The sequence below is a fragment of the Rhodococcus antarcticus genome (assembly GCF_026153295.1).
Taxonomy (GTDB): Bacteria; Actinomycetota; Actinomycetes; order Mycobacteriales; family Mycobacteriaceae; genus Rhodococcus_D; species Rhodococcus_D antarcticus.
Window position 1 is genome coordinate 2,178,320 of the sequence record NZ_CP110615.1, and the last position, 26,239, is coordinate 2,204,558.

Below are 26,239 nucleotides of genomic sequence, written 5' to 3' on the forward strand. Positions count from 1 at the left end.
CAGACCGCCACCACGGTGTCATCCGGTCCGCGGCGCGCAACCTGCTGGCGGCGGCAGCAGGGTCGGCCAGGACGGGCCGCCGAGCTCGTGTCGTCCCGGACCTGCGCCCAGCTGAGCGGCGAACACCCGTCGGAACTCCCAGCCCAGCGCGCCCACGGCGCCGAGCGCGAGCACGCCCGAGAACCACGGGTGATCGGCGATGGTCGGCGCGCCGTGTCGGACGGCGAGCAGGACCGCGGCGAACACCGTCGCGCCGGCGCCGACCAGGACTACCCCCTCGCGTCGCCAGCCCGTCCGCTGCGAGCGCACCGCAGCCTCGACGGTGAGCCCGAACACCGCGCCCACCACGAGGTCCACCCCGTAGTGGTAGCCGAACCCGAGGGTGGCCAGCAGCGTGACGACGAGCCACACCGCACCACCGATCCGCAGCCACCGGGCCGCGGAGCGGGTGTGCAGGAACAGCACCACCGCCCACGCCGTGTGCAGGCTGGGCACGCAGTTGCGGGGCGTGACCGCGTCGAAGCGCATCGGTACGGGGTTGGTCAGCACCAGCGACCGGCCGGGCCAGGCGGTGCTGACGGCGAACGGTCCGCCCCCTGGTCCGAACGCGAAGGCCGGGCCGACGACCGGGAACAGCAGGTACACCAACGGACCCACCGCACCGACGACCACGAAGGTCAGCACCACGTTGTGCCTGACCCACCCACCGCGCAGCTGCACGACGGCCACCACCACGGCAGCGACGGGGAGCATGGCGTAGACGGCCAGGAAGGGCGCCCGCCCCACCGGACCCAGCACCTCGAACACCTGTCCCACGGCCCAGGACGGGCTGCCCAGCGCCCGGTCGGCGAGCGCGACGTACTCGTCGAGCACCTCCGGCCGAGCCTGCGCGGTGACCTCCAACCAGACGTTGCCGACCGTCGTCGCCGCGACGAAGGCCCACGCGCACGCGAGACCCCGCACTGCCTCGTACCTCACCGGCCCCCGCAGCCGGACCACCGAGCACGCCGTCAGCAGGGTCAGCGCCACGAGTGCCCCGTTGCCGAACGACGTCACCCGTCCGTGGACCAGCAGCCGCTCCAGCGCGAAGCCGAGGTCGATGACGACCGCCACGCCCACCGTCGGAACCCGCAGCCGCCGGGGTGCGAGAACCAGGGCCAGGGCGAGCGCACAGTAGAACGCCGGGGCTGCCGGCTCCTCCCGGGAGTAGGACCGCGCCAGCGCGAGGGCGGGTCCGCGCACGCCGAGCCGGGCACACACCACCTCGATGACCGCCAGGGCCACCACGGCGACGGCGACGCCCCACCACGGAGACGGCCGGCGCACCACTGGGGCAACCCGGTCCTGGAGCACGCGCCACACGGTAGCGACCGCCGTCGTCCCGCGACCAACCCTCGGGAAGCGCGACCAGACGCACCACCGTGGGGGCGTGGTGCGAACCGGTCGTCCGGACCTGACGGCCTACGGTGACGGGACCGCAGCGCCTCCCGCCCTGCGGACGGACGAGAGGACACGTCGATGAGCGTCGACCGAGGACTGCTGGCCCTGCTCGAGGCCAAGCCCGGAAAGGGCGACGAGCTCGCCGCCTTCCTGCAGCAGGGCCGTGAGCTGGCGGTCGCCGAGGAGGGCACCGTCACCTGGTACGCGTTCAAGATCAGCGACACCACCTACGGCATCTTCGACACCTTCGAGGGTGAGGACGGCCGGCAGGCGCACCTCAACGGCCAGATCCCCGCCGCCCTGGGCCAGGTCGGACCCGACCTGCTCGCCGCCGACCCCGACATCAGGACCGTCGACGTCCTCGCCGTGAAGTAGCCACCGCACCCCGCCGGGCACCGTGCGAGGCGGTGGAGCTGCGGCTTGCCGTCGGTGCCCGGGCCGGCGAGCTGCTCCCACATCGCGCAGCGTCGACACCCGGTCGGCGGAGAGGTCGGTCAGCGTCTCCAGGATCCGCCCCTTGTGGCCGGTCGGGTCGAGCACCGCGCGCCGCAGGTAGCCGACCACCGCGGGGTTCGCCGCGAGCATGCCGGCCACGGACTCGTCGCTGGCCGTGAACCTGCCCGGTCCGGTCGCGGCTGCACAGCTGGTCCGCCTCGGCGCGCGGATCACCAAGGTCGAGCCGCCCGCCGGCGACCTGCTGGCCCGAGTGACCGCGCACTATCGCTCCCTATGATCTCGGCTACCCTCGGGAGAGCATCCAGTAGGACGCCGCTCTCGAAAATTGGACGTCATGGCAACGGTTCCCCAGGTCGATGGTGGCGTGACGAAACGCAGGGCGCGACGTCGGCGCGGGTTGCGTCGACTCGCTCTGCTGCTGGTCGCGACCTCCGCGGCGGTGGCCCTGCTCGGTGCGGGCGCGGCCTGGTTCTTCCTCGACCGCTACGCCGGTAACGTCAGCCGGCTGCCCAACGTGTTCGTCGGCCTCGACCAGCGTCCGGCCGAGACCCCGGGCAGCTCGACGACATTCCTGCTCGTGGGCGCCGACACCCGGGCAAATGGGCAGACCACCGGCAGCGCGGCCGTGGCGACGGCCACGAACACCCGGTCGGACACGATCATGCTCGTCCGCCTCGCAGCCGACGGAACGCACACCCAGGTGGTCTCGATCCCGCGGGACAGCTGGGTCGAGGTTCCCGGGTACGGCAAGAACAAGATCAACGCCGCTTATGCCTTTGGTGGTCCCCGGTTGCTGGTGCAGACCGTTGAACAGCTCACGGGGGTGCGGATCGACCACGTTGCCGTCGTCGACTTCGTCGGGTTCACGGCGGTCACCGACGCTCTCGGCGGGGTCGACGTCGCGATCGCTGCACCCACCTCGCAAGGCGGCGTCAGCTTCAACGCCGGGGTCAACCACCTGGACGGTGCCCAGGCGCTGGCGTACGTCCGGGAGCGCTACGACTTGCCCGGTGGTGACTTCGATCGGGTTGCTCGCCAGCAGAACTATCTGCGGTCAGTGCTGAGCAAGGCGAAGTCGGACGGGCTTCTGACCGACCCGGGCCGGCTCGACAACTTCATGCGCACCGCGACCGCTTCGATCAGCGTTGACGACCAGCTGAGCAACGTCGACCTGGTCCGGCTGGCACTCGACCGTCGCAACGCGTCACCGTCGGACTCGTCATTCCTCACGGCACCCGTTGCCGGTACAGGGATGGAGGGTGACCAGAGCGTGGTGTACCTCGACCAGGCCGCAGACGCGCCGTTGTGGGACTACCTGCGCCAGGACACGCTGCAGGTCCACCTGGGCGAGTTCACGCTGCTGCCGACAATCCCCAGCTGAACCGTGGGTGGGCACCTGGTGGTTGGACGACGACCAGGGACGGTGGGGTCCGCGGCGGGAGTGGGCCCTCATCCCGAGGGTTGACGCCGCCAGGGCAGCGCTGCGCCCCACGTCTTCGATGCACTCGTGGGGGCCGACGACCACGAGCACGGGGTCCTGGTCCTCGCCAGGGAGAACGGCTCCTCGCTCCGCGACCGCAGAGGCTCCTCACCACGCTTCCGCTGGTGAGGGGCATTTTTCGTGGGTGGGCTGGACCAGCAGGGCCCCGCCGTGTGACCACCTCCAGCCCATCGGGGCCGTCGCCAGCTACTTCATGGCCCCCGAGACCAAGGGCCGCAACCTCGCCGACACCGCCCGACTCTGAACGGGAACCAAGCGAAACGATCGGCACGATCGGCAGCCCCGCCCCGCCTCACAGGCGAGGCGGGGCATTGCGCGAAAGGTCTCGAACCTGCGACCACCCGTGCGCAAGAAGATGCGACGGCATCCCGGACGGTTCCACCTGATGCCATCGGCGCAGGTCGGGCACCGAGAAGTTCCCATCCGCCGCCCCCGGTCCCCGCGGTGGTTGAGTCCGTGCTCGCTGCTGGTCGGAGCGGGATGATGACGGTGCCCGGTGAAGCCAGAAAGATGGCGTCTGACGGGCGGGGTGCGCCGCCGCGTCGGTGATCACTGGTGTCGACTGGTGGAGCTGGGCCAACCGTTGATGGGTGTGGCTGCGAAGGCCGGGGTATGAGAGTCGAGTCAGCACGACGGGTTTCGGTGTTGGTGGGCGGACTTGCGCTGGCGGTGGTGGTGGCCGGGTGCGGTTCGTCGGGCCCGGGTGGGCAGTCGACCGGGTCGACGGCGCCGGGTTCTTCCTCGCAGGGATCTGTGGCGACGAGCAGTCCGGACAGCACCGCCTCGGCCGGGGGTACCTCGTCCCCGGTCGAAGCGGTGGTGATCACGGTGAAGGACTTCGCCTACCAGGTGCCGACGACGGTGGCGGCGGGGGCGACGGTCATGGTCACGAACACGGACCGGGTCGCGCACACGGTGACGGCGGACACGAGTGCCAGCCTGTTCGACGTGAACATCGACGCCGGTGGCAGCGCCTCGTTCACGGCGCCGACCCAACCGGGCACGTACGAGTTCCACTGCATCTACCACGGGAACATGCACGGCACCCTGGTCGTGTCGTGAGCCGCGTCGGGGTGCTGTCCTGGTCGATCCGGTTGCTCACCGCCGCCGGGCTCGGTGTGGACGCCGTTGTCCACGTCGTCCTCGCCCCGACGCGGCCGCCCGCGGCGCCGGGTCAGTGGAGCCAGGCCGGACTGTTCTACGCGGAGGCGGCGGTGGCGGTCGTGGTTGCTGTGCTCCTGCTGGCGACCGGGGCGCGCGTGGTCCACCTGGTCGCGGTGCTCGTCGCGGCGAGCGCCGTCGTCGCGGTCCTGGTCTCCCGCTATGTCGACACCGGCCCGCTGGGGCCGATCCCAGACCTGTACGAGCCGTTCTGGTACACCAGCAAGGTCGTGGCCACGGTCGCGGAAGCGGTCGCCGCGATGACCGCTGCTGCTGGTGTGCTGCTGGGGCGCCACCACGCGGTGGCCCACCGCGGCCAGGCGGCCACCCCGTAGATCGGTCTGCACCTCACCGGGCGCGAGCTCACCGGGCCGCGTCCGGCTGGCGCCGTGTCGGGGGCTGGGGTGGTGGCCCGGGCGAACCGGGGGCTGTCGGGGAACGATGGCAGGGGTAGGCGGTGTGCGTCCGCACTCGTTGGTGGTCCAGTGAAGGAGCTCTGCGATGAAGAAGTCCTTGAGGTTGTTGGCGCCGGTGGCGGCTCTCGGTGTGATCGGTCTTCTCCCGGGGGTTGCCATCGCGCAGACGTCGGGGGCCTCCTACCAGGCTCAGCTGGACGCGTTGAACGGGTCCGGGGCCAGTGGCACCGTCACCCTGCAGCTCACCGGTGACCAGGCGACGATCACCGAGAAGGTGTCGGGTCTGGCTGCGTCGTTCATGAACGCCCCGTACCCGCACGTGCAGCACATCCACGGCGGCGGGATGGGCCAGTGCCCGACCGCGGCGGCCGACAAGAATGGTGACGGTGTGGTGAACGTGAAGGAGGGTGCCCCGTCCTACGGGGGCATCCAGACCACGCTGAGCACCTCGGGGGACACGAGCCCGACCGCGGGCACGGAGCTGAAGATCGCCCCCAGTGGCGGCAGCTTCACCTACAACCGCACGATCACCCTCGACGCGGCCACCCTGGCCTCGGTCAAGGGCGGCACGGCGGTCGTGGTCGTGCACGGGTTGGACCCGGCGAGCCTGAGCGCGCAGGCCCAGGGCGAGATGAGCGAGATCGTGCCGTCGCTGCCCCTGGCGGCGACGTCCCCGGCGGTGTGCGGGGTGCTGCAGGCCTCGCAGATGTCGACCATCCCCTCCGGGGCCGCGGACACCGGTAACGGGTCCAGTGGTGGTGTGAGCACCGAGCTGCTCGCCGTGGGTACCGGGGCGCTCGCCGTCGCCGCTGTCGGTGGTGTGGCCGTGGCCCGCCGCCGTCGCACCGAGGGCTGAGAGATTCACCCGGGTGAGCACGACCGTGGCCACCGCCCCAGCATGGTGGTGGTGGCCACGGTCGTGCTTGCCCTGGTCGGGGTGGTCCTGGTGGGGGTGGGCCTGAGCTCACCGTCGGCCCCCGCGGTGCCCCCGGCTGCTGTGCTCGCCCAGGGCCAGGCCGGGCCCACCCCCTCCACCGGTGAACCAGGGACGGTCGCCCCCCCGTCGTCCCCGGTGGCGCCACCCGCTGCGGGCCCCCCCGCGGCACCGCCGACGACGGGTCCGATCCTGGCCGCCTCGACCCCGGTGCGGCTGAGCGTGCCGACCCTCGGGGTGGAGGAGGACCTCCTCGCGCTGGGACTGAACCCCGACGGCACCGTCGCGGTGCCCCCGCTGTCGCAGGTCCGCATCCCCAGCTGGTACGACCAGTCCCCGACCCCGGGCGCCCTGGGTCCGGCAGCGATCTACGGCCACATCGACTCCGCCCAGTACGGGCGCGGGGTGTTCTACGACCTGGGCGCGATGCGCTCCGGGGACCAGATCTCCATCACCCGCGCCGACCAGACGGTGGCCGTGTTCACCGTCACCGCAGTGCGTGAGTACAAGAAGCAAGCCTTCCCCACCCTCGAGGTCTACGGCAACATCGACCACGCCGGGCTCCGGCTGATCACCTGCGGCGGACCCTTCGACGCCACCACCGGCAACTACCTCGACAACATCGTCGTCTACGCCCAGCTCACCAGCTCACACCCAGCCTGAGACAACGATCAGCAGCACGGCCCGTCGTGCTGACGTTCCACGAGGTGCGATCGTTGACTGGTCGCCGCACGCCGTACGGCAGGGTCTGGTCCGGGTTCGTGGACGCGTCGAGCGTCGACGGGCTGCGGAGCCGGGACCAGAGCCCTTCGTGCGGCGCGGGTGTCCACCGCACCGCTTGGTCACTGCTGCAGCAGGATCGAGCCTGCCGCAGCCAGCCGACGCGCGACGTGATCTGGTCGCTCAGCGGCGAGGAGGGCCCGCCCTGTCCAGTACGACGGCCGACCCAGCATCTGCCGAGCGCGCTGCTCCCGGTGGACATGGGACGAGCATGGACATCGGGGCGGTGCTCAGCCGCGGAGCGGTGGCCGGGCTGGCCGGCGGGCTGATGTTCGCGTTGGCCAACATGTGGTTCTCCGCGGCGCACGGCAAGCCTCTGGTCGCGCCGTTCCTGGCGATCTCGACGATCTTCCACGGCTCGAGCGAGCTGGTCATGGATCAACCCGACGTCATCGCCGGCCTCGTGCTGCACCTGGGACTGTCGCTGGTGTTCGGAATGGTGTTCGCCGTCGGCGTCGCAATGCTGCACCTGGGGTCACCCCCTGACCTGCTCGCCGCTGCCTCGATCCTCTACGGGTTGGTGCTGTACGTGGTGAACTTCCAGATCATCGGTCGGATCGTGTTCCCCGTGGTTCGTCAACCCCAAGGGCCCCAACCAGCTCTTCGAGCTGTGGGTCCACCCCGTTGCCTTCGGCCTGCTGCTCGTCCCGTTCTTCCTCGGGTTCCGCGCCTCGTCGCGGCCTTGACGGGTCACGGCAAACCCCCGGGTGGAAGAAATCCTCGACGTCGAGGCGGTTCACCCGGGTATGAGGTTCGTCCCGAGTGACGCGACGACCAGCGGCGGGCCGACACCCGTGGGCGCTCAGATCGACGGGCACCACCCCATGATGACGTGAGTGTTCGCGAGTCCGTCCCTCAGTGCCCTGTCGGCGTCCGGTCGACGATCCCCTGTGATCGACAGCGGTCCGGTGGGTCGGGACGCGACCACAGGCGCGACGTCATCGCGCTCGGTCGGAGTTGGGCCCGTGCCGTGGAGCCCCTTCCGCGTTGGCTCGAAGGCAGGCAGCTGGGGAGTGCGTCATCAAAGCTTCGACCCCGTTCCAGGGGACGGGCCAGCCTTTGCGCTCACGCGGCTCGGCGTCTTCGCTGCGGCTGCGTCTTGGCCGCGATCGACGCGAGTGGACGGGACGGCGACGCTGTGGTCGCGGCGAGATCTCCGGGCGACGAGGAGGCCGCCGCCGGTGAGGATGATCAGCGCGGTGACCGCGAGCACGAAAGGCCATGATCCTGGTGTGGTGCCGAAGGCACCGAGTGCCACGAAGGAGACCGTGCCAGGGACGATGCCCGCCGCGGTGCCGATGGCGTAGTCCCGCTTGCGGACCGACGTCAGTCCGGCGGCGTAGTTGATGACGGTGAACGGCAGTACCGGGACCAGCCTCACGGCAAGGACGGCAAGCATCCCCCGACGGTTCAGCACGGCCTCGACGCGGGCGATCCGTGCTCCGGTGATCCGTTCGATGGCGTCACGTCCCAGCACCCTGCTCAGGGCGAACGCCGCCGCCGCCCCGAGGAGTGCCGCGAGCAGGACCACGACGATGCCAAGCAGCAGACCGAACAGCACGCCGGAGAGCGCAGCGAACACGTTCTTGGGCGGTGGCAGCAGCGTCACCAGCGCGTAGAGGAGGACGAACAGTGCAGGGCCGGCCGGACCGGCCTCGGTGACGCGCACCCGAAGATGCTGCGCGTCCGGCAGGCCCTCGACAGCCACGAACACTCCTCCGGCGGCGAGGATCGCGACCAGGGCGAACATTCGCACCCAGGCCGCTCGACCAGAGGGGCGCGGCGGTTCGGCATCACCGGGGTGCTGGCGCGGCGAGACGGGTCCTGCCCGCGGGCGCGACCGCCTCACTGCGGGGACCGGGCGAAGGTGGGTGGCCGGTGAGCATCCACCACCTCCTCCACGTCGTGGCCCCCGATCAGGCCGTCGAGGTGGGTCACCTCGCCGCCGTCCCGAAGCAGGATCAAGGTGGGGCTGGAAAGGGTCTCGTCACCCATGGCCAACCGTCTCGTCACCAAGACCGACCAGGCATGCCTGGACGCCTGCGCCGAGCGGGGCGGGGCTATGGACCACCGGACGACCATCCGCGCCCTGGTCAGGAGTCCCAGAAGGCGCCAAGGATGGGCTCGTCGTCGGCGGCTGTGTGCGCTGATGGTCGTCCATGTCGACGTGTCCCTTCCCGTGCGGTCGCGTACCCGGCCCCCGGGCCGGGGCGCCGCCGTCTACGGTGCCGCCGAGGTGGGGCCACAGCCACAGCCGCAGGCGCCGGTCTGGATGGTCTCGAGTTCGCCGTCACTGTCCTCGACCGACGGAAGATCCAACGGGAGGCAGCCGCAGGATCCCAGGTGCCGGCATCCACAGCCGGGATTGCCGCTGAGCCGTTGGTGTACCCGCTGCAGCTGACTGGTGAACTCCTGCAGCTCGGTGATGTGCTGCCGGGTGGTGACGAGCTTGTGGCCCACCAGGTGGCGGAGCCGGTCTCGGGTGGGCACCGGGTCGTCGCTGTCCACCGCGGCGAGCAGCTCGCCGACCTCGGCCAAGCTCAGGCCGAGGCGCTGCGCGTGACGGATGAACCGCACCCGGGCGATCTGCTCAGGATCGTAGAGCCGGTAGCCGACCGCCGTCCGCCCAGCAGGTATGACCAGGCCCTCGGCTTCATAGAAGCGCAGCGCGGACGTGGCCACGTCCGCGGCCCGAGCGACCTCGCCGATGGTCAGGAGAGCGCCCACGGGCGTGGTCAGATCAGGTTCCGGCTCGGCAGGTGCAGCCCCGATCACGGGCGACACCGCCGTCACACCCGCACGAGACACGCTGGCGCTGCCCCCCGTGGGTGCCGGGTCGCCGGGGACACAGCACCCGCAGTCGCACCCCTGGTGCTGCTCGGTAGCCGAACGGGTCATCGAGGTCCTTCCTTCCAGCCGGCTTCCTGGTCATCGCCGGCACCTCCGAGTCCCCTCGGTGGCCGTCGACCAGGCGCGTCACCAGGTGGGGATACAGCTCGTCGAGTTCCGCGGGGTGGCGATCGGCCAGCGCGCACACGTCGACGAGTGCCCCACGCAGCGCTTCGGCGACGAGCACCGTCCGGGCGAGCTCACCCTTCCTCGGCCAGGTCGAGGTAGCGCACGTCCACCGGCCGGGCCGGTAGACAGCCGCGAGCGCGCATGCAGCAGCTCGCACATGGCGGTCCACCACACCCCTGCCCGGTCAGCCGCAGCCGCAGCCGCAGCCGGCACGGGCGGCCTGGCCGTTGCCCGCCTGCTCGGCGCTGGCCTCGGCCGGAACGGCGCCGGCATCGACTGGGGTGCAGCAGACGCAGCCGCAGTCGCAGCCGCCGGCGCCGGCGGCTGGGGCCTGTTCGGTGCTTGGCGTGACGCTCATGATCTCCTCCTCGGATCGACAACAACAACAACACCACCATGGACCTTCAACACGGGTTGAAGGTCAAGCGGAAGGCAGGCGGGCGTGCGGGCCGTCGACGTGGCGAAACTGCCGCGCACGCTACCGTCGGAACGTGCTCGTGCTTCTGGACCTCGACGGGACCCTGACCGATCCCTACGACGGCATCACGAGGTGCGTCAGCTACGCCCTCGAGGGTCTGGGGCTGCCGCGGTTGGGGCCGCGGGAGCTCCGATCGTTCATCGGGCCACCGCTCCAGGACCAGTTCGCCTCGCTCGGGCTGGACGAGAGCGAGGTGGGACGGGCCGTCGCGCTCTACCGTGAACGATTCCGGGACGTCGGCCAGTTCGAGAACCGCGTGTACGACGGCATCCCCGAGGCGCTGGACGCGCTGGCCGCCGTCCCTCTGCGCCTGGCCGTGGCGACGTCGAAGCCGACACTGTTCGCCCAACAGATCGTGGAGCACTTCGGTCTGGACGTGCACCTGGACCTCGTGGCTGGTGCCACCCTCGACGGCAGCCGGCGCACGAAGGCCGACGTCATCCAGCTCGCGCTCACGACACTGGCCGCAGCGCCGGGCGACGCGGTGATGGTCGGGGACCGCGAGCAGGACGTCGTTGGTGCTCGCACCGTGGGTCTGTCGAGCATCGGAGTCACCTGGGGCTACGCGGAAGGGGGCAAGCTCGAGACCGCAGGCGCCGACCAGCTCGCAGCGACGCCGCAGGAGCTGGTCGATGCACTCGTGGACCGTCACGGTCGGCTCACCGGCCACACGTGGTCGGCTTCGGCTCGGCGACCGGTCAGCGATCCGCTATCGGAGTAGTTCCCGGGCTTCCGAGGGGTTGTGGGCTTATCAGTCCCCGAGGGCGAGGATCCCCTCGGTCGCTGCCACGCAGATCTCGTCGAACTCCCGTGGGACGTCGCCACCGATGAGGGGTCGGACGAGCCCGTAGGGGCACTGTCGGGTGCCGACCAGTGCGAGGCGGTACCGCTGGTCGGTGAGCCGTACGTAGCGACGGGCGGTGACGCGACGCAACCCGGCGTCGACGTCGTCGTTGATCGTGGCCAGCTCGGCCCGCTGCTCGACCGGGACCTTCTGCAGCAGGTCGGGCAGCCGGTACAGGGTCATCGCTTTGGCTTCACCCGGGTTCTCGCGACAGAACTGGGGGATGTGCCGCGCCATGGCCGCCATCGAGGCCACAGGGTCCTCGATCTCGGCGGCCACGACGAGGCCCTCGTGGAAGCGGCGGATCGACCGGGCCCAGAGCGATCCGAACAGCGCATCGCGGGAGGGGAAGCGGTGGTAGATCGATCCCACTGGCGCGCCGACCCGCTTCGCCACGTGGGTAATCGTGGTGTCCCGCCAGTGCACGACGGTTGCGTCGCGAGCGGCGTCGAGGATCTGATCGGCAGTGTACTTGGCGGGTCTTGCCACCGTCGAAGGCTAGAGCTAGTTTACGAACGTGGCAACTAGAACAAGTACTCTAGAACCGGCCCGGTGGGCTGTTCTGGTGGCGTGGGGCACCTTCGTGGTGACCGTGCCATCCGCCGTCTGGCGGGTGCTCATGATCGTGGGGCTGATGCCCGGCACGACGGATCTACGGCAGTTCGAGCTCGCCGGGGACGCGGCGTTCGCGTACGGCTACGTCGTGACGTTGAGCGTCGTCCAGCTCACCGCGGGGTTTCTCACCGTGGGCCTCGTCCGCCCGTGGGGGGAACGCCTGCTCGGACGACGGGTACCCCTCGCGCCGGTCCTCGTTGTGGCGACGCTGGGAGGGCTGGCCGTGGTCTGGCTCTTCGACATCTCGATGGTGGGGGCCCTGCTCAGCGGTCAGCGCCCAGACGCTGGACTGGTGTCGGGGCTGCCGCTGGCGGTGATGGTCACCTGCTACGCACCCATCCTGTTGTGGGGGCCTCTTGAGCTTGCTGCCACTGCCGGCTACGGGCTGCGGCGGCGCCCACGCCGAAGGCCTCCCCATCACCACCAAGAGGTTCTGCCCACGGGCGGCAAGCAACCGTCGCCGCATACTGCGAACCCGTCCGCACGTTCGCGCGCCACCCCCGCGGTGGTCGGAACCAGCGAGCACCAGATCGCCAGCCGGAAGCCAGGGCGGCAGGAGTCGATGTAGAGCAGGCGGGGCCGTCAGACCAACGTGTTCCAGCTGGGGATCCCCTGCGGTACGGCGAGCCGTGACGGCTCGGCGGTCCTCTACAACGCGCAGGGCCGGTGGGTCGGCTGTCGTGCTCCTGCGGGGTCTCCGTTCGGGCCTCCCCGGCGGGTATCGGTGGTCGTCACGGGCTGGTGGTGCCCGCGATCGGGGTCACCGGGTGGTTGTCGTCGGTGACGGCGCGGCGACGGCCCCGGCGCTTCGCCGTGTACAGAAGGGCGTCGGCCCGGTCCACGGCGTCGGCCACGCTCTCCCCGGCCCGCATGGTGGTGTACCCGGCGGAGAAGCTCTGCCCGTCCGGTACCAGCTGGGCCAGCAGGTTCAAGACCCTGGCGGCGTCAGTGGGTGCGCACCGGGGCAGTGCGAGGGCGAACTCCTCACCACCCCAGCGGGCCAGGACGTCGTCGCCACGCAGCACCGCCTGCGCCCGGGCCCCGAGCTCCCGCAGCAACTCGTCCCCGGCCCGGTGCCCGTAAACGTCGTTGTAAACCTTGAAATGGTCGACGTCGAGCATCGCGATCGTCATCGGCGCCGTCAACTCCCGCCCGTTCAGCAGTGCGCGCATCTCTGCGCGCCAGCCCCGCCGGTTCCACAACCCGGTCAACGCATCGGTGCCGGCCTCGACCCGCAACGTGTCCTCGAGGCGGCGACGGTCAGTGATGTCGTGGACGGTGGCCATCGTCCACCGCCGACCTCCAGCACCAGCCACGTAGGTCATCGACGCCCACGCCCACCGCACGGTGCCATCCGGGCGCACGTAACGCTTCTCCAGCTGCGCCGCCGCCTGCCCCACCTGCACCGCGGACATCATCGCCTCCACCCCTGCGTGCTGGAGGAGGTCCTCAGGATGAGTGAACTCCCGCGAGGACCGGCCCACCAGGTCAGGGACGCTGCGCCCCACGAGCGTGCAGTACGCCGGGTTGGCCTCCACCAGCAAACCATCCTCGTCGGCCAGTGCCATCCCCACCGCGCAGGCCTCGAACATCGACCGGAACCACGGCTCACCCACCGGACCCACAGCCCTCGCAGCGCGAGCACCACCCACCGCCGTCAACGGACGCCTCCTCACTCCGACCGAGCCCCACGATCCGCCGCCACCACTTCGCACCCCAGCCCCCCGGTGACCGGGACGGTGGCGCCGCCTCATTGAGGCGGTGACCAACCAAGGACAACACGGGGCCAAGGGGACCGACAAGCAAGCACGGCGGCGCGTCACGACAGGCACAGACACCACCGACGACACCGACGCCAGTTCGGGATCCCTTCGGAACGGAGACGCGGCAATAGCTGAGGGGCGGAGACGTCGCGGCGGGGTCCCGGGGTCGGGCCGTGCGGACGTGGCCGTGGGTGCTCGCCCCCTGATCACGACAGCGCTGACCCGGTCGCCTCAGAGACGTAGGGCAGCCAGGATTGGTCGGGTGACCGAACACCCCGACCCGTGGCCCCTGCGGCACCTCGTGCTGCGCACCCCTCGGCTCGAGCTCCGACCCGACGACGACGCCGGCGTGGTCGAGCTCGTCGACCTCGCTCACGACGGCATTCACGATCCTTCGTGGACCCCGTTCCTCCACCCGTGGACCGACGCCCCCGCCGCCGAGCTCGGGCCCAACACGCTGCGGTACTTCTGGTCGCAGCGGGCGGCGCTCACCCCCGAGCGGTGGAGCGTGAACTTCCTCATCCGTGTCGACGGCCGGGTGGTGGGGACGCAGGAACTCGCCGGCAGGAACTTCGCCACCACCGGTGAGGTCGTCTCCGGATCGTGGCTCGGGCGGGCGCACCAGGGTCAGGGACTGGGCACAGAGATGCGGGCGGCGGTACTCCTGCTGGCCTTCGACCACCTCGGCGCCCGGACTGCGCGCTCGGAGGCGTTCGTGGACAACCCCGCGTCGCTGCGGGTCAGCAGGAAGCTTGGCTACGCCGCAGACGGCACAAACACCCAGCTCCGCCGGGGAAAAGCCGTTGTCGAGCAGCGGGTTCTGCTCACCCCGACCTCGTTCGTACGGCCGACCTGGCAGATGCAGGTCGACGGGCTCGACAGCTGCCGCCACCAGCTCGGGGTGTGAGGGACTCTCCCACCGCGGAGCAGGTCGGCGCGCGGGACTAGCCGGAGTACGCGGCGTCGGTGAACCGGCCGTCGATGAGGACGGGGACCACCGTGCTGGTGTTGACCTCGGCGGCGATGGTGACCTCGTGGGTGTATCCCTGCTGGTCGAGCTCGCGGCCGCTGGCGCACGCGAGCAGTGCCTCACGCTCACGGCCCCGCACCGCGTCGTACGCCGCCCGCGCCGCGTGACACGGTGCACCTGGGGTGGCGAGGTGGTGGGCGATCGTGGCGCCGTTCGGCGAGGGGAGCACGAGGCGCCGGGGCGGTCGCCCCACCCGCAGCGTCGCCGGCGACAGGCTGACCCGCCCAACACCGGACTGCGAGCGGCCGACGGCGAGGACAGCGTCGTTCTCGCGCGCGAACTGCTCAGCTGTTCCGTCGTCCCAGCGGTACGGGTAGACGACCGCGCCCACGTCCAGGGCGACGGTCAGGGTGGTGGTGAACGACAGCACGTCCACCACCACCGTGGTGGTGACGTCGACGCCCACGGCACGGGCACCGTCAAGGCCCCAGTCCAGGCGCACCCGGTAACCGGACTGCCCGTGAGGTGGCTGCACAAGCCGAGTCTGTCCCACGCGCAGGTGACCGACCCCCGACCGGACGGCCAGCGGTCCGGCGAGACACGGTGGTCGGGGAGCTCGCAGCGCGGCCCGTTCGATGGTTGCTCGGTGGGCGGCCCAGTCGGCATCGTCCTGCTCGGATGACGGTGTGGGATCGGAGTCGAGTGCTCCATCGAGCTGCTCACGCAGGATGTCGGCGTGGCCCAGGTGTCTGTTCGTCTCGGTCACCACGGGGACCAGGACGTTGAGCAGCATCACCTCCGGTCGGGGCCACCAGGGGACGTAGCCGGGTGCGTCGATCGGGAGCGCGTCGATGGTGGCGTCGGCGTGCTCGTACGCGCGGCGGTAGCCGTCGACGATGCTGACCCGCGACTCTTCCTCGGTGACCCACAGGTAGTCACGGTTGCGGTAGCCGGCGTCGTCGAAGGTGGGGAGGGGGTGAGGGAACGGGCGGTCGAAGATCGCCCCGAAGTACCGCGCCTCCGACAGCGTGAGGTGCTTGATCAGGCCAAGCAGGTTGGTCCCGGTCCGAGTCAGAGGCCGACGGACGTCGTACTCGCTCAGCCCGTCGAGCTTGCCCACCACCGTCGCCCGCCCCCACCGCAGCTCCTCGTGGAGGTACTCCTTCGCGAACTCCTCGATCACCAGGTGAGACTGACACACAGCATCCGGAGCGAGAGCGCTCGTCCCGGATCCCGATCGTCGAGTGGGACGCCTTCAGGCACGGTCGGGGGCCACCGTCGGCTGCCCTACCGCAGTAGTACTGCGGTAGTATTTGGCATGAAGATCAGCGTCAGCCTGCCGGACGAGGACGTGGCCGTCCTCGACGATTTTGTTCGCACCTCCGGCCTCTCCTCGAGATCGGCCGCGGTGCATCACGCTGTGAGCATGCTGCGCCTTCCAGGGCTGGAGCAGGACTACGAGGCCGCCTGGAACGAGTGGGAAGCATCGAGCGACCACGCGGCGTGGAGTGTGACCACTGCTGACGGGTTGAACGATGTTGCGCGGTGAGATCCGGCCCGTCGACCTCGACCCTGCCCGTGTTAACGAGGCCAACAATCGGCGTCCGGCAGTGGTGGTCAGCAACGAGGGGGCGAACTGCGACGCGGCTCGGACGCGGAGCGGTGACCGTCGTACCGGTCACCAGCAACACTGACAGGATCTTCCCGTTCCAAGCTCTGCTGACCGCGGCTGCGACCGGGTTGCGCCAAGACTCGAAGGCTCAGGCCGAGCAGGTCCGCTCGATCGCCGTCGAGCGTGTTGGCGCGGTCCTGGGACAGGTCCCTGCAGATGTCATGGCGAAGCTCGATGACGCATTGCGCCTCCACCTACAGCTGTAGCCGCACCACCGTCCCGCGGCAGGAACGGTCCTCGGTGCGACGACCTGGAGCCCACGCTGCGCGTGCGCTTCGACACGGTGTGTGACATCTTCGGCCTGAACGGCGCTACCGTAGCCCTTCGTGCCGACGCGGTTCGCTGACCTACCCGGCAGGATCTGGGCGCGCACCCGACTGCGGTAAACCGAGGGCCTCAGGCCGCCTCAGGCAACCCTGGGAGCAGGGGTTTACCCACGACGCAATCCGTAGACAGGGAGCACGTGACCGCCGAGAGTGAGTTGGTCGCCGACACCGGGTCCAGCCCGGTTTCGTGGCGGCGTGAGCTGGTCGTGACGGCCGTCTCTCTTGTGGTGACCTGCATCATCGCCGGATCCGTTGGTGTCGCCATGACCACCGAGCTGGTGCACCGCCTGAGCAGGGGTGAGGTGTGGGGTTCGCTGACGGCGGCGATATTCGACATGGCGGTCGCGGTGCTGATCTACGGAAACGTGGTGTACCAGCTGGCCCGGTGGGGCAACTACCGGCGCATCGGCAGGGCCCAGGACCCCGACCCGGAGTGTCTCGATGCCCTGTTCGCCCCCGGCTCCGACCCGGGGTTGCTGACCGTGCTCATTCCCTCCTACCGGGAGGACGTGGCGGTCGTCCGCGGAACGGTCCTCTCCGCCGCCTTGCAGGAGTACCCCGATCGTAGGGTCGTCATCCTGGTCGATGACCCGCCCCTGCCGGAGACACCCGAGCAGGCAGCCGGTCTCGCCGCGGTGCGGGCGTTGCCCGCGCAGATCCACGACCTGCTGGCCGGGCCCGCCCGGGAGCTTGCGGCTGAGGCAAGCTCCTTCCTCGCGCGCCGAGGCGCCCACCCCCACATGTCGCAGGAGATCGGGGCCGCGGAGGCCGCGCACGTCGCGGACCTGTACGAGGGTGTTGCCCGGTGGCTCGAAGCCCAAGCGGCGCGGGAAGATGATCACGACCACACCAGCCGCCTGCTCACCGCGTTGACCTTCACCGCCCGGGCCGCAGCCTGTCGGCACCGGGCGCAGCGCACCGCTGCACGCCACCGCGACGACACCCTGACGTCGGAGCATCTTCACCGGGAGTACCACCGCCTGGCCACCATGTTCACCGTGGAGGTGTCCACGTTTGAACGTAAGCAGTTCGTGAACCTCTCCCACGAGCCGAACAAGGCGATGAACCTCAACGCCTACATCGCCCTGCTCGGCCGGGATTGGCGGACAGCGCACCACCCGGACGGGACCCACCTGCAGGCGGTGGCGGGGCCCACCCCGCAGCAGGAGGTCCCGGCCGGGGCCGTGCTGTGCGTCCCGGCCAGCCCCTGGCTGTTGACCGTCGACGCCGACAGCATGCTCGTGCACGACTACGCACTGCGCCTGGTCGAGCAGATGACCCGCCCCGAGCACACCCGCACCGCAGTCATGCAAACCCCGTACTCGGCCATCCCCGGGGCACCTGCCCCGCTGGAACGCACCGCCGGCGCCACCACCGACATCATGCACCTCGTGCACCAGGGCTCCACCCACTTTCGGGCCACCTACTGGGTCGGTGCGAATGCGTTGCTGCGGACCTCCGCGCTCGCTGACATCGCCGCTGTCATCGTCGAACGCGGTCACCTCGTCACCCGGTACATCCAAGATCGGACGGTCATCGAGGACACCGAGTCCACCGTCGACCTCGTCGACGCCGGTTGGGGACTGCACAACTACCCGGCCCGGCTGGCCTACAGCGCCACCCCCGCCGACTACGGATCACTGCTCATCCAGCGCCGACGCTGGGCCAACGGTGGTCTCATCATCCTGCCGAAGCTGCTGCGGTCCTACCTGCGGACCGGCCTGCGTGGCCGACTCGGTGAGGCGACCATGAGGGTGCACTACCTCGTCAGCATCGCTACCGTGAACATCGCGCTGCTGGTGCTGTTGATGGTTCCCTTCACCGAGTCCGTCCCCGGGGTGCTGCTGGTCGCCACCTCCCTGCCCTACTTCGCTCTCTACACCCGAGACCTCCGCCTGGTCGGCCGCCGTCGCCGCGACCTGCTCGAGATCTACGCCCTGAACCTGCTGATGCTGCCAGTCAACCTCGGTGGTGTCGTCAAGTCGGTGCACCAAGCCATCACCGGTGAACGCATACCCTTCGGCCGGACCCCCAAAGTCAGTGACCGCACCGCCGCCCCCGCCCTCTACGTCGCACTCACCCTGCTGCTGATCACCGCGTGGTCTGCGGGTGCCGGCATCGACGCGACCAGCGGCCGGCTCACCCACGCTGTGCTGGGCGGTCTCAACGCGGTCATCCTCGCCCTCGCCGTCACCCGCTACATGGGATGGCGCAACGCCGCCGCCGACCTGACCGCCCCAGCCCGCAACCGCCTCCGCACCCGCCCCGCCACCGCGAACAACGCGAAGGTCGAAGCCACCCCCGGCGCCCACTCACCACGAACCCAGCTGCACCCGGCCCCCACCGCCGCATCGACCGGATACACCCCCACCACGGCCGCCCGCACCCACCCGACCCACACCAAGCATCCCCTGCCGAGGGTCGTCCACGCCCGGTGGGACCAACACCGCACCAACACCCGCCCCAGTTCGACCGCTCCCACCGCGGGCAAACACCATCTCGCACACCGCGACCACCAACGTCTCGGCTGACGTCGCCGCCCCGGGCCACTCCGCTGGGGAAGAACCCCGAGAACTTCGCCGACCGGCAGCAGACCACGTTGGCGTGGGGCGGAATTCAACCATGGGCTGTATCGGGCATACCCGGTCGGGGATCCCGTCGCCGCATGACGAACGGGATCCGGCGACCGCGCCAGCAGTTCGGGCCTCGAGCCGATGCCTCCCGGACGGGTGGTCCACACGGAACGCCGATGAGGGCGATGGCGTCCCCGCTCGCCGTGCTCACCTCAGTTGGGGCTTGTCGTCGCCTCGGCGGCCACCGCCACATCCTGGTCGCGATCTGCGGCGTGGCCTTTCCGATCACCTGGATGGCCTGGTACGCGATCGACACGCGAGCAACGACGAGATCCGCTGCTCAAGCTCCTCAGCACACACCGGCCGCACCGGTGTCGTCGTAGACCGCTGCCGGTTCGCCGAAGCATCGGACACCAGTGTCGGGGCCGCCCGATAGCTGATCGGCGTGCAGGGAGCAGCAGACACCCGTCAGCCGAAGCGGTGGAGCACGGCCTTCTCGAGGAGTCCGAGCAGTCCGTCGGTGAGCTTGCCGAGCACGGCGAGCAGGATGATGGCGAGGATGAGGATGTCGGTGCGGCCGGTGCTCTGGCTGTTGATGAGCAGGAAGCCGAGGCCGATCGAGGAGGCGATGAGCTCGGCGGCGACGAGGAACAACCAGCCCTGGGCGAGGCCGAGACGGAGCCCCGACAGGGTCGCCGGGGCGATGGCGGGCAGCTGTACCTGCAGGAACAGGGGGATGCCGCGGCGGCCGTAGGCGCGGCCGACCTCGACGAGGTGGCGGTCGACGTGGTCCAGGGCGGCGGAGACAGTGGTGTACACGGGGAAGAACGCGCCGATCGCGACCAGCGTGATCTTGGGGGTCTCCCCGATGCCCAGCCAGAGCAGGAGCAGGGGGACCCACGCCAGGGAGGGCACGGCCCGCAGGGCGGCGATGGTGGGTCCGAGAGCGCTGCGGACCGGTCGGGAGAGGCCGACGAGCCCGCCGAGGAGCAAGCCGCTGCCGGCGCCGACGGCGACGCCGAGGAGCACCCGCTGGGTGCTGATGGCGATGTTGTGCCAGAGCTCGCCGCGGTCGAGGAGCTCGCGCAGCGCCCCGAGCACCGCACCGGGGGTGGGCAGCTGGCTGGCGGAGAACAGGCCAGAGGTGGCGAGGAGCTGCCAGCCGAGGAGGAGCAGGACCGGGACGAGGAGCCCGAGAAGTCCGCGCATCAGCACTCCCCGGCCGGGACGGGTGCTGCGTCGGGGCGGTGCGGACACGGCAATCGGTGGGGAGTCGATGTCCTGGGTCAGGGTCATCTCAACGCCCGGTGGAGGGGGTGCCGGCGGCCTTCTGGGCGAAGGTCGGGTCGAACAGGGTGTCGAGCGCCGTGGTGGCGTCGGACGCGCTGCGGACGAGTCCGCCCTGGACGAGCAGCGGGAGGATGTGGGTGAGGACGGTCTTCTGGGTGTCCCCGGGCACCGGGTCGATGTCCAGCGTGGTGCGGGTCTGCAGCTGCTGGCGGGCGACCTGTGGGGCGATCTGCGCGGCGGCGGAGAGGATGTCGACCGTGCGGTCGGGGTTCTGGGCGATCCAGGTTCGTGCGCGCTCGTAGGTGTCGACCACGGTCTGGGCCGTCGCCGGCTGCGCGGCCAGGAAGGACTCGTTGGCGTTGAGCACGCCGAAGGAGTTGAAGGCGAGGTTGCGGTAGATGAGCTTGGAGCCGGCCTGCAGCTCGGTCTGGGCCATGAAGGGGTCGAGTCCGGCCCACGCGTCGACGTCACCGCGCTCGAGGGCGGTCTTGCCGTCGGAGTGCTGCAGGTTGACGATCTCGACGTCGGAGGCGGTGAGCCCGGCGGTGGCGAGGGTCTGCAGCAGGAAGAAGTAGGGGTCGGTGCCCTGGGTCGCGGCGATCTTCTTGCCGCGCAGCTGGGAGACGTCGGTCACGGCGGAGGTCGCGGTGACCACGATCGCGGACCACTCGGGTTGGCTGAACACGTCGACGACCTTCTGGGGGGACCCGTTGGCCCGGGCCAGCAGGGCGGGGGTGCCGGCGGTGGACGCGAGGTCGACGGCCCCGGCGCGGAGGTTCTCGTTGGCCTTGTTGCTGCCGTTCGAGAGCACCCAGGTGACCTTGGTGCCGGGCAGTGCCTGCTCGAGCCACCCCTGGTCCTTGATGACGAGGCTCTCGGGGTTGTAGTAGGCGTAGTCCAGGTGGAGCTCGGCCGTCCCCGAGGGGGCGGTGCCGGTGGCGACGGCTCCGGTGGAGCTCTCCCCGGAGACGCACCCGGCGAGCAGGGCGAGAGCGGCGGCGAGGACGCCGGTGCGAAGCAGCAGCGAGCGGGACGGGGGGCGGTTCACGGGGGTTCTCCTCGGGGAGTGCGGACGGGGGACGAACGGCAGGGCGGCGTGCGGCGTGCGGGGGGTCATCGAACCGGGGTGTGGCGGGGGACGCCGAGCTGGTCGAGCAGGACCACCCGTAGCCGGGCGAGGTCGGGGTCGGCCCGGTCGCGCGGGCGGGCCCCCGGCACGTCGAGGGTGGTGCGCACCGCGACCCCCGCCCCCTCCTCGGCCCCGGGCGCAGCGCCGAGGACGACGATGCGGTCGGCGAGCTGGAGCGCCTCGTCCACGTCGTGGGTGACGAGCAGGACGGTGGTGCCCGAGGTGCGCTGCAGCTCGTCGACCAGGTCCTGCATGCGCAGCCGGGTCAGGGCGTCGAGGGCGGCGAACGGCTCGTCCAGCAGGAGCACACCGGGTCCCCGGACCAGGGCTCGGGCCAGGGCCGTCCGTTGGGCCATGCCGCCGGAGACCTCGCGCGGCCGGTGCCCGGCGGAACCGCTCAGCCCGACGGCGTCGAGCCAGTGCGCGACAGCGGCCCGGCCCTCGGCCCGGCTCGTCCCGTCGGGCAGTCCGAAGGCCACGTTCGCCGCGAGGGTCCGCCACGGGAGCAGCCGCGGCTCCTGGAACACCACGGCCGCCCGCTGCTCGATCCCCCGCACGGGGCGCTGCCCGACGCGGACCTCGCCGGCGGTGGGCGCGTCCAGCCCGGCCACCAGGCGCAGCAGGGTCGACTTGCCGGATCCGGACGCCCCCAGCAGGGCCACCACCTCCCCGGCCCGAACCTCGAGGTCGACGTCGGCGAGGACGACCCGGGCACCAGGACCATGGCCGAAGGTGCGGCCGACACCGGAGAGGACGACACCGTGGGCGGTGCTCACGAGGGGGTTCCCGGGCAGCAGGAGACGAGCGGGGTCACGGGTTCTCCGGTCGGACGGGCCCGCGCACGGGCGCGGACGGGCGGGAGGGAGACGGCACGGGGCCGCGGGGCGCTACCGGCGACGGGCCGGGCGCGGTCAGGGAGAGAGGGTGGGGCGCGTCGAGGTCAGAGCGACGTGGGACCGGGACAGTCCACGTCGGCGACGGCGAGCACGTGCACGGCCAGGAGCACGAGCTCGTGCGGTGGGTGCAGCGCGTCCGGTGACGCAGCCAGCTTCTCGTCCACGTGGTTCTCCTCCGCCGTGGGCCGGACCCGGCCCGTGCTTGCTCCGGACGAATGCCGGAGCCTGGTCGTCACCCGGAGCACCCCGCCACGGAAGGAGGGTTGCCGGCCAGCGAGCCGGGGCTAGACGCTGGCGCTCATGACCGAGGCTGATCTTGGGGAGGTCTTCCGACCCTGTCAAACACAGCCGTCCCGATGTGACCAGGGTCACCGGCGATGGAGGGCGTCGGACAGAGGGCCGCGCTGGGGCCCAGGAACGGCGACGTCGGGTGCGCGAGCTCGACGAGCTTCTCGGCGTTCCCGCCGAGGTTTCCACCCGGGTTCTTCTGAGTGCTGAGGAGGTCACCACATGGCACGACTCATCTCGCTGGAGCAGGCCGAGGCTGTTGTCCGGGCGTGCACGGCGGAGGCGGACCGCATCGGGCAGCCGATGAACATCGCGGTGGTCGACGACGGCGCGAACCTGGTGACGTTCAGCTCGATGGACGGCACGAAGGACCTTGCCCCCTCGTCCAGCCGGGCCAGACCCCGTTCGGCATCGAGTCCACCTCGGGCGGGCGGCTGGTCGTCCTCGGCGGCGGCGTCCTGCTGCGGGACGCCGCCGGTGCGGTGGCCGGTGGGGTCGGGGTCCGCGCCGGCAGTGTCGAGCAGGACCACCAGGTCGCCGACGCCGGACGGGCGGTGTTCGCGCCGTAGCCGGGACCGGCGGGGCCGAACCCCGCTGGCCGCACCACGCGACGGTGGTCACCGCACGGGACACCACCGTTCTGCAGCCCGATCCTCGACCGGGACGCCGCGTCGCGGGGCTGCCAGGCCCGCTGAAGCATCCCGGCAGCGTCGACTGTTGGGTCCGGTCAGCTAGCCTCGGCTCCGTCAGTGGGACCTTCGTGGAGGGTCGAGCAGGCGGCCTGGAGGTCGTAGATGTCAATCACAGGACCGCGCGGTGACTCTGGCTCGACGAGCTCGGCTGGTGGCTCTTCGCGTCGTCAGCGGGCCGAGCCAGGTCTTGCTGATGGGGCTGTTCAGGCGGGGTTGTGGGGGCTCGTCTTCGTGATGCTCCGAGTATTTGCTGTGTCCGGCTACCGCTGGGACACGGCGTTCGTCGTCAGCACGACCCTGACTGTGACGAACGGTCTCACCATGCTCCTGGGATCGCTGCTCGCCGAGCACCTCCTGACGGCGGCGCTCGTCGGGTGCTTGATGCCGCTGCTGGTCGCGGACTACCTGTGGGGGGACGGCAGGCGGCGCACGTCCGTGCTGCTGGTTGCCGCGCTCGCCCTGGCCACGTCCCTCGCGGTCGTGCTGAGCTTCGGCCTGTGGTGGTTGCCCCTGGCCGCGGTGGCGGTGTTCGGGGTGCTGGCCATGGTCCGCCGGACCCCACCGCAGTCGTTCTTGCGCCGACTGCTGGTTGCGCTGTTGGCGCGGGTCTCGGTGGTCGCCGGGGTGGGTGTGCTGCTCATCGCGGCCTTCGGCCAAACCCCCTGGGTCCCCCTGGAGAGGATCCAGACCACCAGCGGCACGGTGGACGGGTACGTGCTCAGCGTGGACCCGGGATACTTGAACGTGCTCACCACGGACCACCGTGTGGAGATCCTGATCAGCGCAGACGTCGTCTCACGGTCCTGAGCCTTTCCTCCCGGGTCCTTGGTCGAGAGGACGGCTGCCCCGCAGCGTGGTCCCGGCGCAGCATGTCGTGCCTACCCGACGCCGTTGAGAGCGTCCACCACCGCGACCACGTCACCCTGGCTGTAGTAGTTCACGGCCACGAAGTTCGGGATCATCCCGCGCTCGCGCCGACACGTCTCCAGCCGCGGGTACAGGCTGCTGTAAGCGTTGACGCGGCCGGCGTCGGTGATGGTGTTCTCGAAGCTGTTCAACCAGTTGTTCACCAGCAGCAGCTGGCTCCGATCGGTGCCACGGTTGCGGGCACAGCCCAGCTGCTCCGGGGTCGCCGCGTCGTAGTTCGTGTCCTGGACCTGGTCGAAGCCCTGCAGCAGCCACGGGTGAGCCGCGCCCCCGCCCTCGTTCTCCATGAGCACCACCAGGCGCCGGTCGGTCTGGATCATCTGGCCCAGCGTGGGCCACGGCTGCCCGACCTGGTGGGTCGCGACCATCGGCAGCAGCCCCGCCTGCCCGAACACCGCGGCCGTGTCGTCGGGGGACACGTAGTCCTCGACGAAGATCGTGACCACCTCGCGGGGGTGCGCCAGCATCCAGTCGTGCACCTGCGCCATCGCCGTCTCCCACCGGGTGGCGCCGATGTCGCAGACCGCGTGGCACAGGTAGGGCTCGACGGGCCCGACGGGGGTCCCGGCGATAGCGCTGCGCAGCCGCAGGGCGCTCTGCACGGTGCCTGCACCGAGCTCGTCGCTCGCCCGGGCCAGGGCCCGGACGTCGGAGGCGTTGGTGACCTGGCCCGGGGTCGTGGTCGCCTGGCCGTACCAGCTGTCGACGAGCAGGACGCGGATGCCGGCGTCCAGCTGGGCGACCAGCCCGTTCGGCTGCTCGGCCAGGAACCATCCCGGCTCGTCCGCGGCGGACATCGCGTTGTGCGTCCCGGCGTAGGCGACCTCGTCGTAGCGGCGGTCGCACAGCTGCGCGAACCCGTTGCACGCGGTGCCCCCGGCCGCCTCGGCGAGGGCCGGCAGTTCGCGGGAGGACGGCACCGCGAGGACGAGCACCAGCGACACCACGACCAGCAGCGGCAGCGCGGTCAGCACCCGCGCGGTCTCGGAGGGTCGACCGCGCGGGTGCCGGGTGCGCTCCGTCCGGCGGCGCTGCTCGAGACGGAGCACCACCCGTGCCCCCTCCCCCAGCCCGAGCAGCAGCACGGCCAGCCCGGCGAGGACGGCGAGGGCCTGGACGGCCAGCGACGGTCGCAGCACGACGACGGTGCCGACGCCCACGAGGACCACCGCGCGCAGCGCCTGGACCCGCTGCGAGGCGGGCCGCAGCGCGAGCCAGTCCCGCCACGCCGATGTCGGGGTCACGGCACCGTCCGCGGCCGCGAGCACCCGCAGGAGCACGCCCGCGGCGAGCAGCACGGCGCCCGGCCCCCACAGCAGGCCCGCGAGCAGGTGCAGCACCGCAGCGCGCAGGGCACCGGGCAGCGAGTCGGTCGCGGTCGTCGAGGCCGCCACGGCTCCGACGCCAGCGAGCACCAGAACCAGCCCGCCTGACGCGGCGACGGCCCGAGCGACCGCCCGCCACGCCCGCGCGCCGAACCCGAGCAGCCACGGCGCCCCGGCCAGGCAGGCCAGCGCCAGGACCGGCAGCAGCCAGGCCAGCAGCGCCACCCGGTGCGCGGCGGCGATGGTCCCGCTCGCGAAGCTCTGGTCCCCGATCCGGGCCAGCGTCACGTCGAGGTCGGACGGCAGGACCGCTGCCGCACCGGGGTCCACCGTGGCGACCACCCCGGCGAGCACCGCGCCGACATCGGCCAGGCGCAGCACGAGAGCGCCGGAGCCGGGTTCGGTGACCGCCGCGTGGGCCTGCCGGACTGCACCCTCCACCACGGGGGTGAACGCCGGGCTGCCGACCACCGAGATGGCCGTCGCCTCGATCAGCGGCCGCACGGCGCTCAGGCTCGGGTCGGCCCGGACGACCGCCTCGGTCATTGCGATCCCGACCTGGCGGGCGACGGCCTCGTCCTGGCGGACCTCGTCGGCGTGGGCAGCGAACCGGGCACCGTCGACCAGCTGCCGGTTCGCGACCCCGGCCACGGTGCCCAGGGCCAGCAGCACCGTACCGAGGACGCAGAGGACGGCGACGACCCGGCGGCGACCCCGCCGGACGACGGGACGAGCGCCCACCCCG

General features: G+C 71.0%; 25 protein-coding genes, 3 pseudogenes and 1 riboswitch. Of the genes and pseudogenes, 16 read left to right on the forward strand and 12 right to left on the reverse strand.

Going from position 1 to position 26,239, the window contains the following annotated elements:
• Positions 1–18: 18 nt before the first annotated feature.
• Positions 19–1,353, reverse strand: coding sequence for a phosphatase PAP2 family protein (locus RHODO2019_RS10425; protein ID WP_265381738.1), 1,335 nt, complete (start codon positions 1,351–1,353; stop codon positions 19–21).
• Positions 1,354–1,518: 165 nt separating this feature from the next.
• Here RHODO2019_RS10425 and RHODO2019_RS10430 point away from each other — a divergent pair, with 165 nt between their 5' ends.
• The 8 genes and pseudogenes from RHODO2019_RS10430 (at position 1,519) to RHODO2019_RS10465 (ending at position 7,454) form a co-directional block, all read left to right on the forward strand.
• On the forward strand, positions 1,519–1,815 hold the full coding sequence (locus tag RHODO2019_RS10430; RefSeq protein WP_265381739.1) for a putative quinol monooxygenase: 297 nt from the start codon (positions 1,519–1,521) through the stop codon (positions 1,813–1,815).
• Positions 1,816–2,023: 208 nt separating this feature from the next.
• Positions 2,024–2,155 (forward strand): annotated as a pseudogene (locus RHODO2019_RS10435) (CoA transferase); the annotation flags it as partial.
• Between the two features lie 105 nt (positions 2,156–2,260).
• On the forward strand, positions 2,261–3,277 hold the full coding sequence (locus tag RHODO2019_RS10440; protein WP_265381740.1) for an LCP family protein: 1,017 nt from the start codon (positions 2,261–2,263) through the stop codon (positions 3,275–3,277).
• Between the two features lie 936 nt (positions 3,278–4,213).
• Positions 4,214–4,459: a cupredoxin domain-containing protein gene (locus RHODO2019_RS10445; protein WP_265381741.1), complete on the forward strand. Its 246-nt coding sequence runs from the start codon at positions 4,214–4,216 to the stop codon at positions 4,457–4,459.
• Positions 4,456–4,893, forward strand: coding sequence for a hypothetical protein (locus RHODO2019_RS10450; protein WP_265381742.1), 438 nt, complete (start codon positions 4,456–4,458; stop codon positions 4,891–4,893). The genes RHODO2019_RS10445 and RHODO2019_RS10450 overlap by 4 nt, the downstream gene beginning before the upstream one ends.
• A 166-nt stretch (positions 4,894–5,059) precedes the next feature.
• A complete protein-coding gene (locus tag RHODO2019_RS10455) occupies positions 5,060–5,830 on the forward strand; it encodes a hypothetical protein (protein ID WP_265381743.1) in 771 nt (256 codons plus the stop codon).
• Positions 5,831–5,881: 51 nt separating this feature from the next.
• Entirely contained in the window at positions 5,882–6,571 is a 690-nt protein-coding gene (locus RHODO2019_RS10460) for a class F sortase (RefSeq protein WP_265381744.1), read from the forward strand.
• A gap of 328 nt (positions 6,572–6,899) precedes the next feature.
• Entirely contained in the window at positions 6,900–7,454 is a 555-nt protein-coding gene (locus tag RHODO2019_RS10465; RefSeq protein WP_265381745.1) for a hypothetical protein, read from the forward strand.
• Positions 7,455–7,709: 255 nt separating this feature from the next.
• Here RHODO2019_RS10465 and RHODO2019_RS10470 read toward each other — a convergent pair whose 3' ends face one another.
• The 4 genes from RHODO2019_RS10470 to RHODO2019_RS10485 form a co-directional block, all read right to left on the reverse strand.
• Complete coding sequence (locus tag RHODO2019_RS10470; protein ID WP_265381746.1) at positions 7,710–8,438, reverse strand: TVP38/TMEM64 family protein; 729 nt, start codon at positions 8,436–8,438, stop codon at positions 7,710–7,712.
• A 95-nt stretch (positions 8,439–8,533) separates the two neighbouring features.
• Positions 8,534–8,701, reverse strand: coding sequence for a YbbN family protein (locus tag RHODO2019_RS10475; protein WP_265381747.1), 168 nt, complete (start codon positions 8,699–8,701; stop codon positions 8,534–8,536).
• 207 nt (positions 8,702–8,908) lie between these two features.
• Positions 8,909–9,463, reverse strand: coding sequence for a MerR family transcriptional regulator (locus RHODO2019_RS10480; protein ID WP_265381748.1), 555 nt, complete (start codon positions 9,461–9,463; stop codon positions 8,909–8,911).
• Positions 9,464–9,890: 427 nt separating this feature from the next.
• Complete coding sequence (locus RHODO2019_RS10485) at positions 9,891–10,064, reverse strand: hypothetical protein (RefSeq protein ID WP_265381749.1); 174 nt, start codon at positions 10,062–10,064, stop codon at positions 9,891–9,893.
• A 133-nt stretch (positions 10,065–10,197) separates the two neighbouring features.
• On the opposite strand from RHODO2019_RS10485, the gene RHODO2019_RS10490 reads away from it, so the two are divergent.
• Entirely contained in the window at positions 10,198–10,905 is a 708-nt protein-coding gene (locus RHODO2019_RS10490) for an HAD hydrolase-like protein (protein ID WP_265381750.1), read from the forward strand.
• A 30-nt stretch (positions 10,906–10,935) separates the two neighbouring features.
• On the opposite strand, the gene RHODO2019_RS10495 is transcribed toward RHODO2019_RS10490, so the two are convergent.
• Positions 10,936–11,517 (reverse strand): TetR/AcrR family transcriptional regulator, encoded by a 582-nt coding sequence (locus RHODO2019_RS10495; RefSeq protein ID WP_265381751.1) that lies wholly within the window; start codon positions 11,515–11,517, stop codon positions 10,936–10,938.
• A 76-nt stretch (positions 11,518–11,593) separates the two neighbouring features.
• Between RHODO2019_RS10495 and RHODO2019_RS10500 the strand changes: the two genes are divergently transcribed.
• Complete coding sequence (locus tag RHODO2019_RS10500) at positions 11,594–12,211, forward strand: hypothetical protein (protein WP_265381752.1); 618 nt, start codon at positions 11,594–11,596, stop codon at positions 12,209–12,211.
• 163 nt (positions 12,212–12,374) lie between these two features.
• Here RHODO2019_RS10500 and RHODO2019_RS10505 read toward each other — a convergent pair whose 3' ends face one another.
• Positions 12,375–13,259 (reverse strand): sensor domain-containing diguanylate cyclase, encoded by an 885-nt coding sequence (locus RHODO2019_RS10505; protein ID WP_265381753.1) that lies wholly within the window; start codon positions 13,257–13,259, stop codon positions 12,375–12,377.
• Between the two features lie 409 nt (positions 13,260–13,668).
• Between RHODO2019_RS10505 and RHODO2019_RS10510 the strand changes: the two genes are divergently transcribed.
• Complete coding sequence (locus RHODO2019_RS10510; RefSeq protein ID WP_265381755.1) at positions 13,669–14,313, forward strand: GNAT family N-acetyltransferase; 645 nt, start codon at positions 13,669–13,671, stop codon at positions 14,311–14,313.
• A gap of 37 nt (positions 14,314–14,350) precedes the next feature.
• Here RHODO2019_RS10510 and RHODO2019_RS19340 read toward each other — a convergent pair whose 3' ends face one another.
• A complete protein-coding gene (locus RHODO2019_RS19340) occupies positions 14,351–15,559 on the reverse strand; it encodes a mycothiol transferase (RefSeq protein ID WP_354005529.1) in 1,209 nt (402 codons plus the stop codon).
• Between the two features lie 135 nt (positions 15,560–15,694).
• Between RHODO2019_RS19340 and RHODO2019_RS10525 the strand changes: the two genes are divergently transcribed.
• The 3 genes and pseudogenes from RHODO2019_RS10525 to RHODO2019_RS10535 all read left to right on the forward strand — a co-directional run bounded on the left by RHODO2019_RS10525 (position 15,695) and on the right by RHODO2019_RS10535 (position 18,905).
• Positions 15,695–15,925: a ribbon-helix-helix domain-containing protein gene (locus tag RHODO2019_RS10525; RefSeq protein ID WP_265381756.1), complete on the forward strand. Its 231-nt coding sequence runs from the start codon at positions 15,695–15,697 to the stop codon at positions 15,923–15,925.
• Positions 15,912–16,254, forward strand: a pseudogene (locus tag RHODO2019_RS10530) (type II toxin-antitoxin system PemK/MazF family toxin). The gene RHODO2019_RS10525 and the pseudogene RHODO2019_RS10530 overlap by 14 nt, the downstream one beginning before the upstream one ends.
• 383 nt (positions 16,255–16,637) lie before the next feature.
• Positions 16,638–18,905, forward strand: coding sequence for a glycosyltransferase family 2 protein (locus tag RHODO2019_RS10535; RefSeq protein WP_265381757.1), 2,268 nt, complete (start codon positions 16,638–16,640; stop codon positions 18,903–18,905).
• Positions 18,906–19,415: 510 nt separating this feature from the next.
• Here the strand turns inward: RHODO2019_RS10535 and RHODO2019_RS10540 are convergent.
• The 3 genes from RHODO2019_RS10540 to RHODO2019_RS10550 all read right to left on the reverse strand — a co-directional run bounded on the left by RHODO2019_RS10540 (position 19,416) and on the right by RHODO2019_RS10550 (position 22,142).
• On the reverse strand, positions 19,416–20,156 hold the full coding sequence (locus RHODO2019_RS10540; protein ID WP_354005599.1) for an ABC transporter permease: 741 nt from the start codon (positions 20,154–20,156) through the stop codon (positions 19,416–19,418).
• A gap of 88 nt (positions 20,157–20,244) precedes the next feature.
• The gene (locus tag RHODO2019_RS10545; protein WP_265381759.1) at positions 20,245–21,285 is read right to left on the reverse strand and encodes an aliphatic sulfonate ABC transporter substrate-binding protein; all 1,041 of its coding nucleotides are present in this window, start codon (positions 21,283–21,285) and stop codon (positions 20,245–20,247) included.
• Positions 21,286–21,350: 65 nt separating this feature from the next.
• A complete protein-coding gene (locus RHODO2019_RS10550; RefSeq protein WP_435532111.1) occupies positions 21,351–22,142 on the reverse strand; it encodes an ABC transporter ATP-binding protein in 792 nt (263 codons plus the stop codon).
• 313 nt (positions 22,143–22,455) lie between these two features.
• Positions 22,456–22,568: riboswitch (SAM riboswitch) on the reverse strand.
• A 204-nt stretch (positions 22,569–22,772) separates the two neighbouring features.
• On the opposite strand from RHODO2019_RS10550, the pseudogene RHODO2019_RS19345 reads away from it, so the two are divergent.
• Both RHODO2019_RS19345 and RHODO2019_RS10560 read left to right on the forward strand, forming a co-directional pair.
• Positions 22,773–23,119, forward strand: a pseudogene (locus tag RHODO2019_RS19345) (heme-binding protein).
• Between the two features lie 444 nt (positions 23,120–23,563).
• Positions 23,564–24,049 (forward strand): hypothetical protein, encoded by a 486-nt coding sequence (locus tag RHODO2019_RS10560; RefSeq protein WP_265381761.1) that lies wholly within the window; start codon positions 23,564–23,566, stop codon positions 24,047–24,049.
• Positions 24,050–24,120: 71 nt separating this feature from the next.
• On the opposite strand, the gene RHODO2019_RS10565 is transcribed toward RHODO2019_RS10560, so the two are convergent.
• On the reverse strand, positions 24,121–26,235 hold the full coding sequence (locus RHODO2019_RS10565; RefSeq protein ID WP_265381762.1) for a phosphoinositide-specific phospholipase C-related protein: 2,115 nt from the start codon (positions 26,233–26,235) through the stop codon (positions 24,121–24,123).
• Positions 26,236–26,239: the final 4 nt, after the last annotated feature.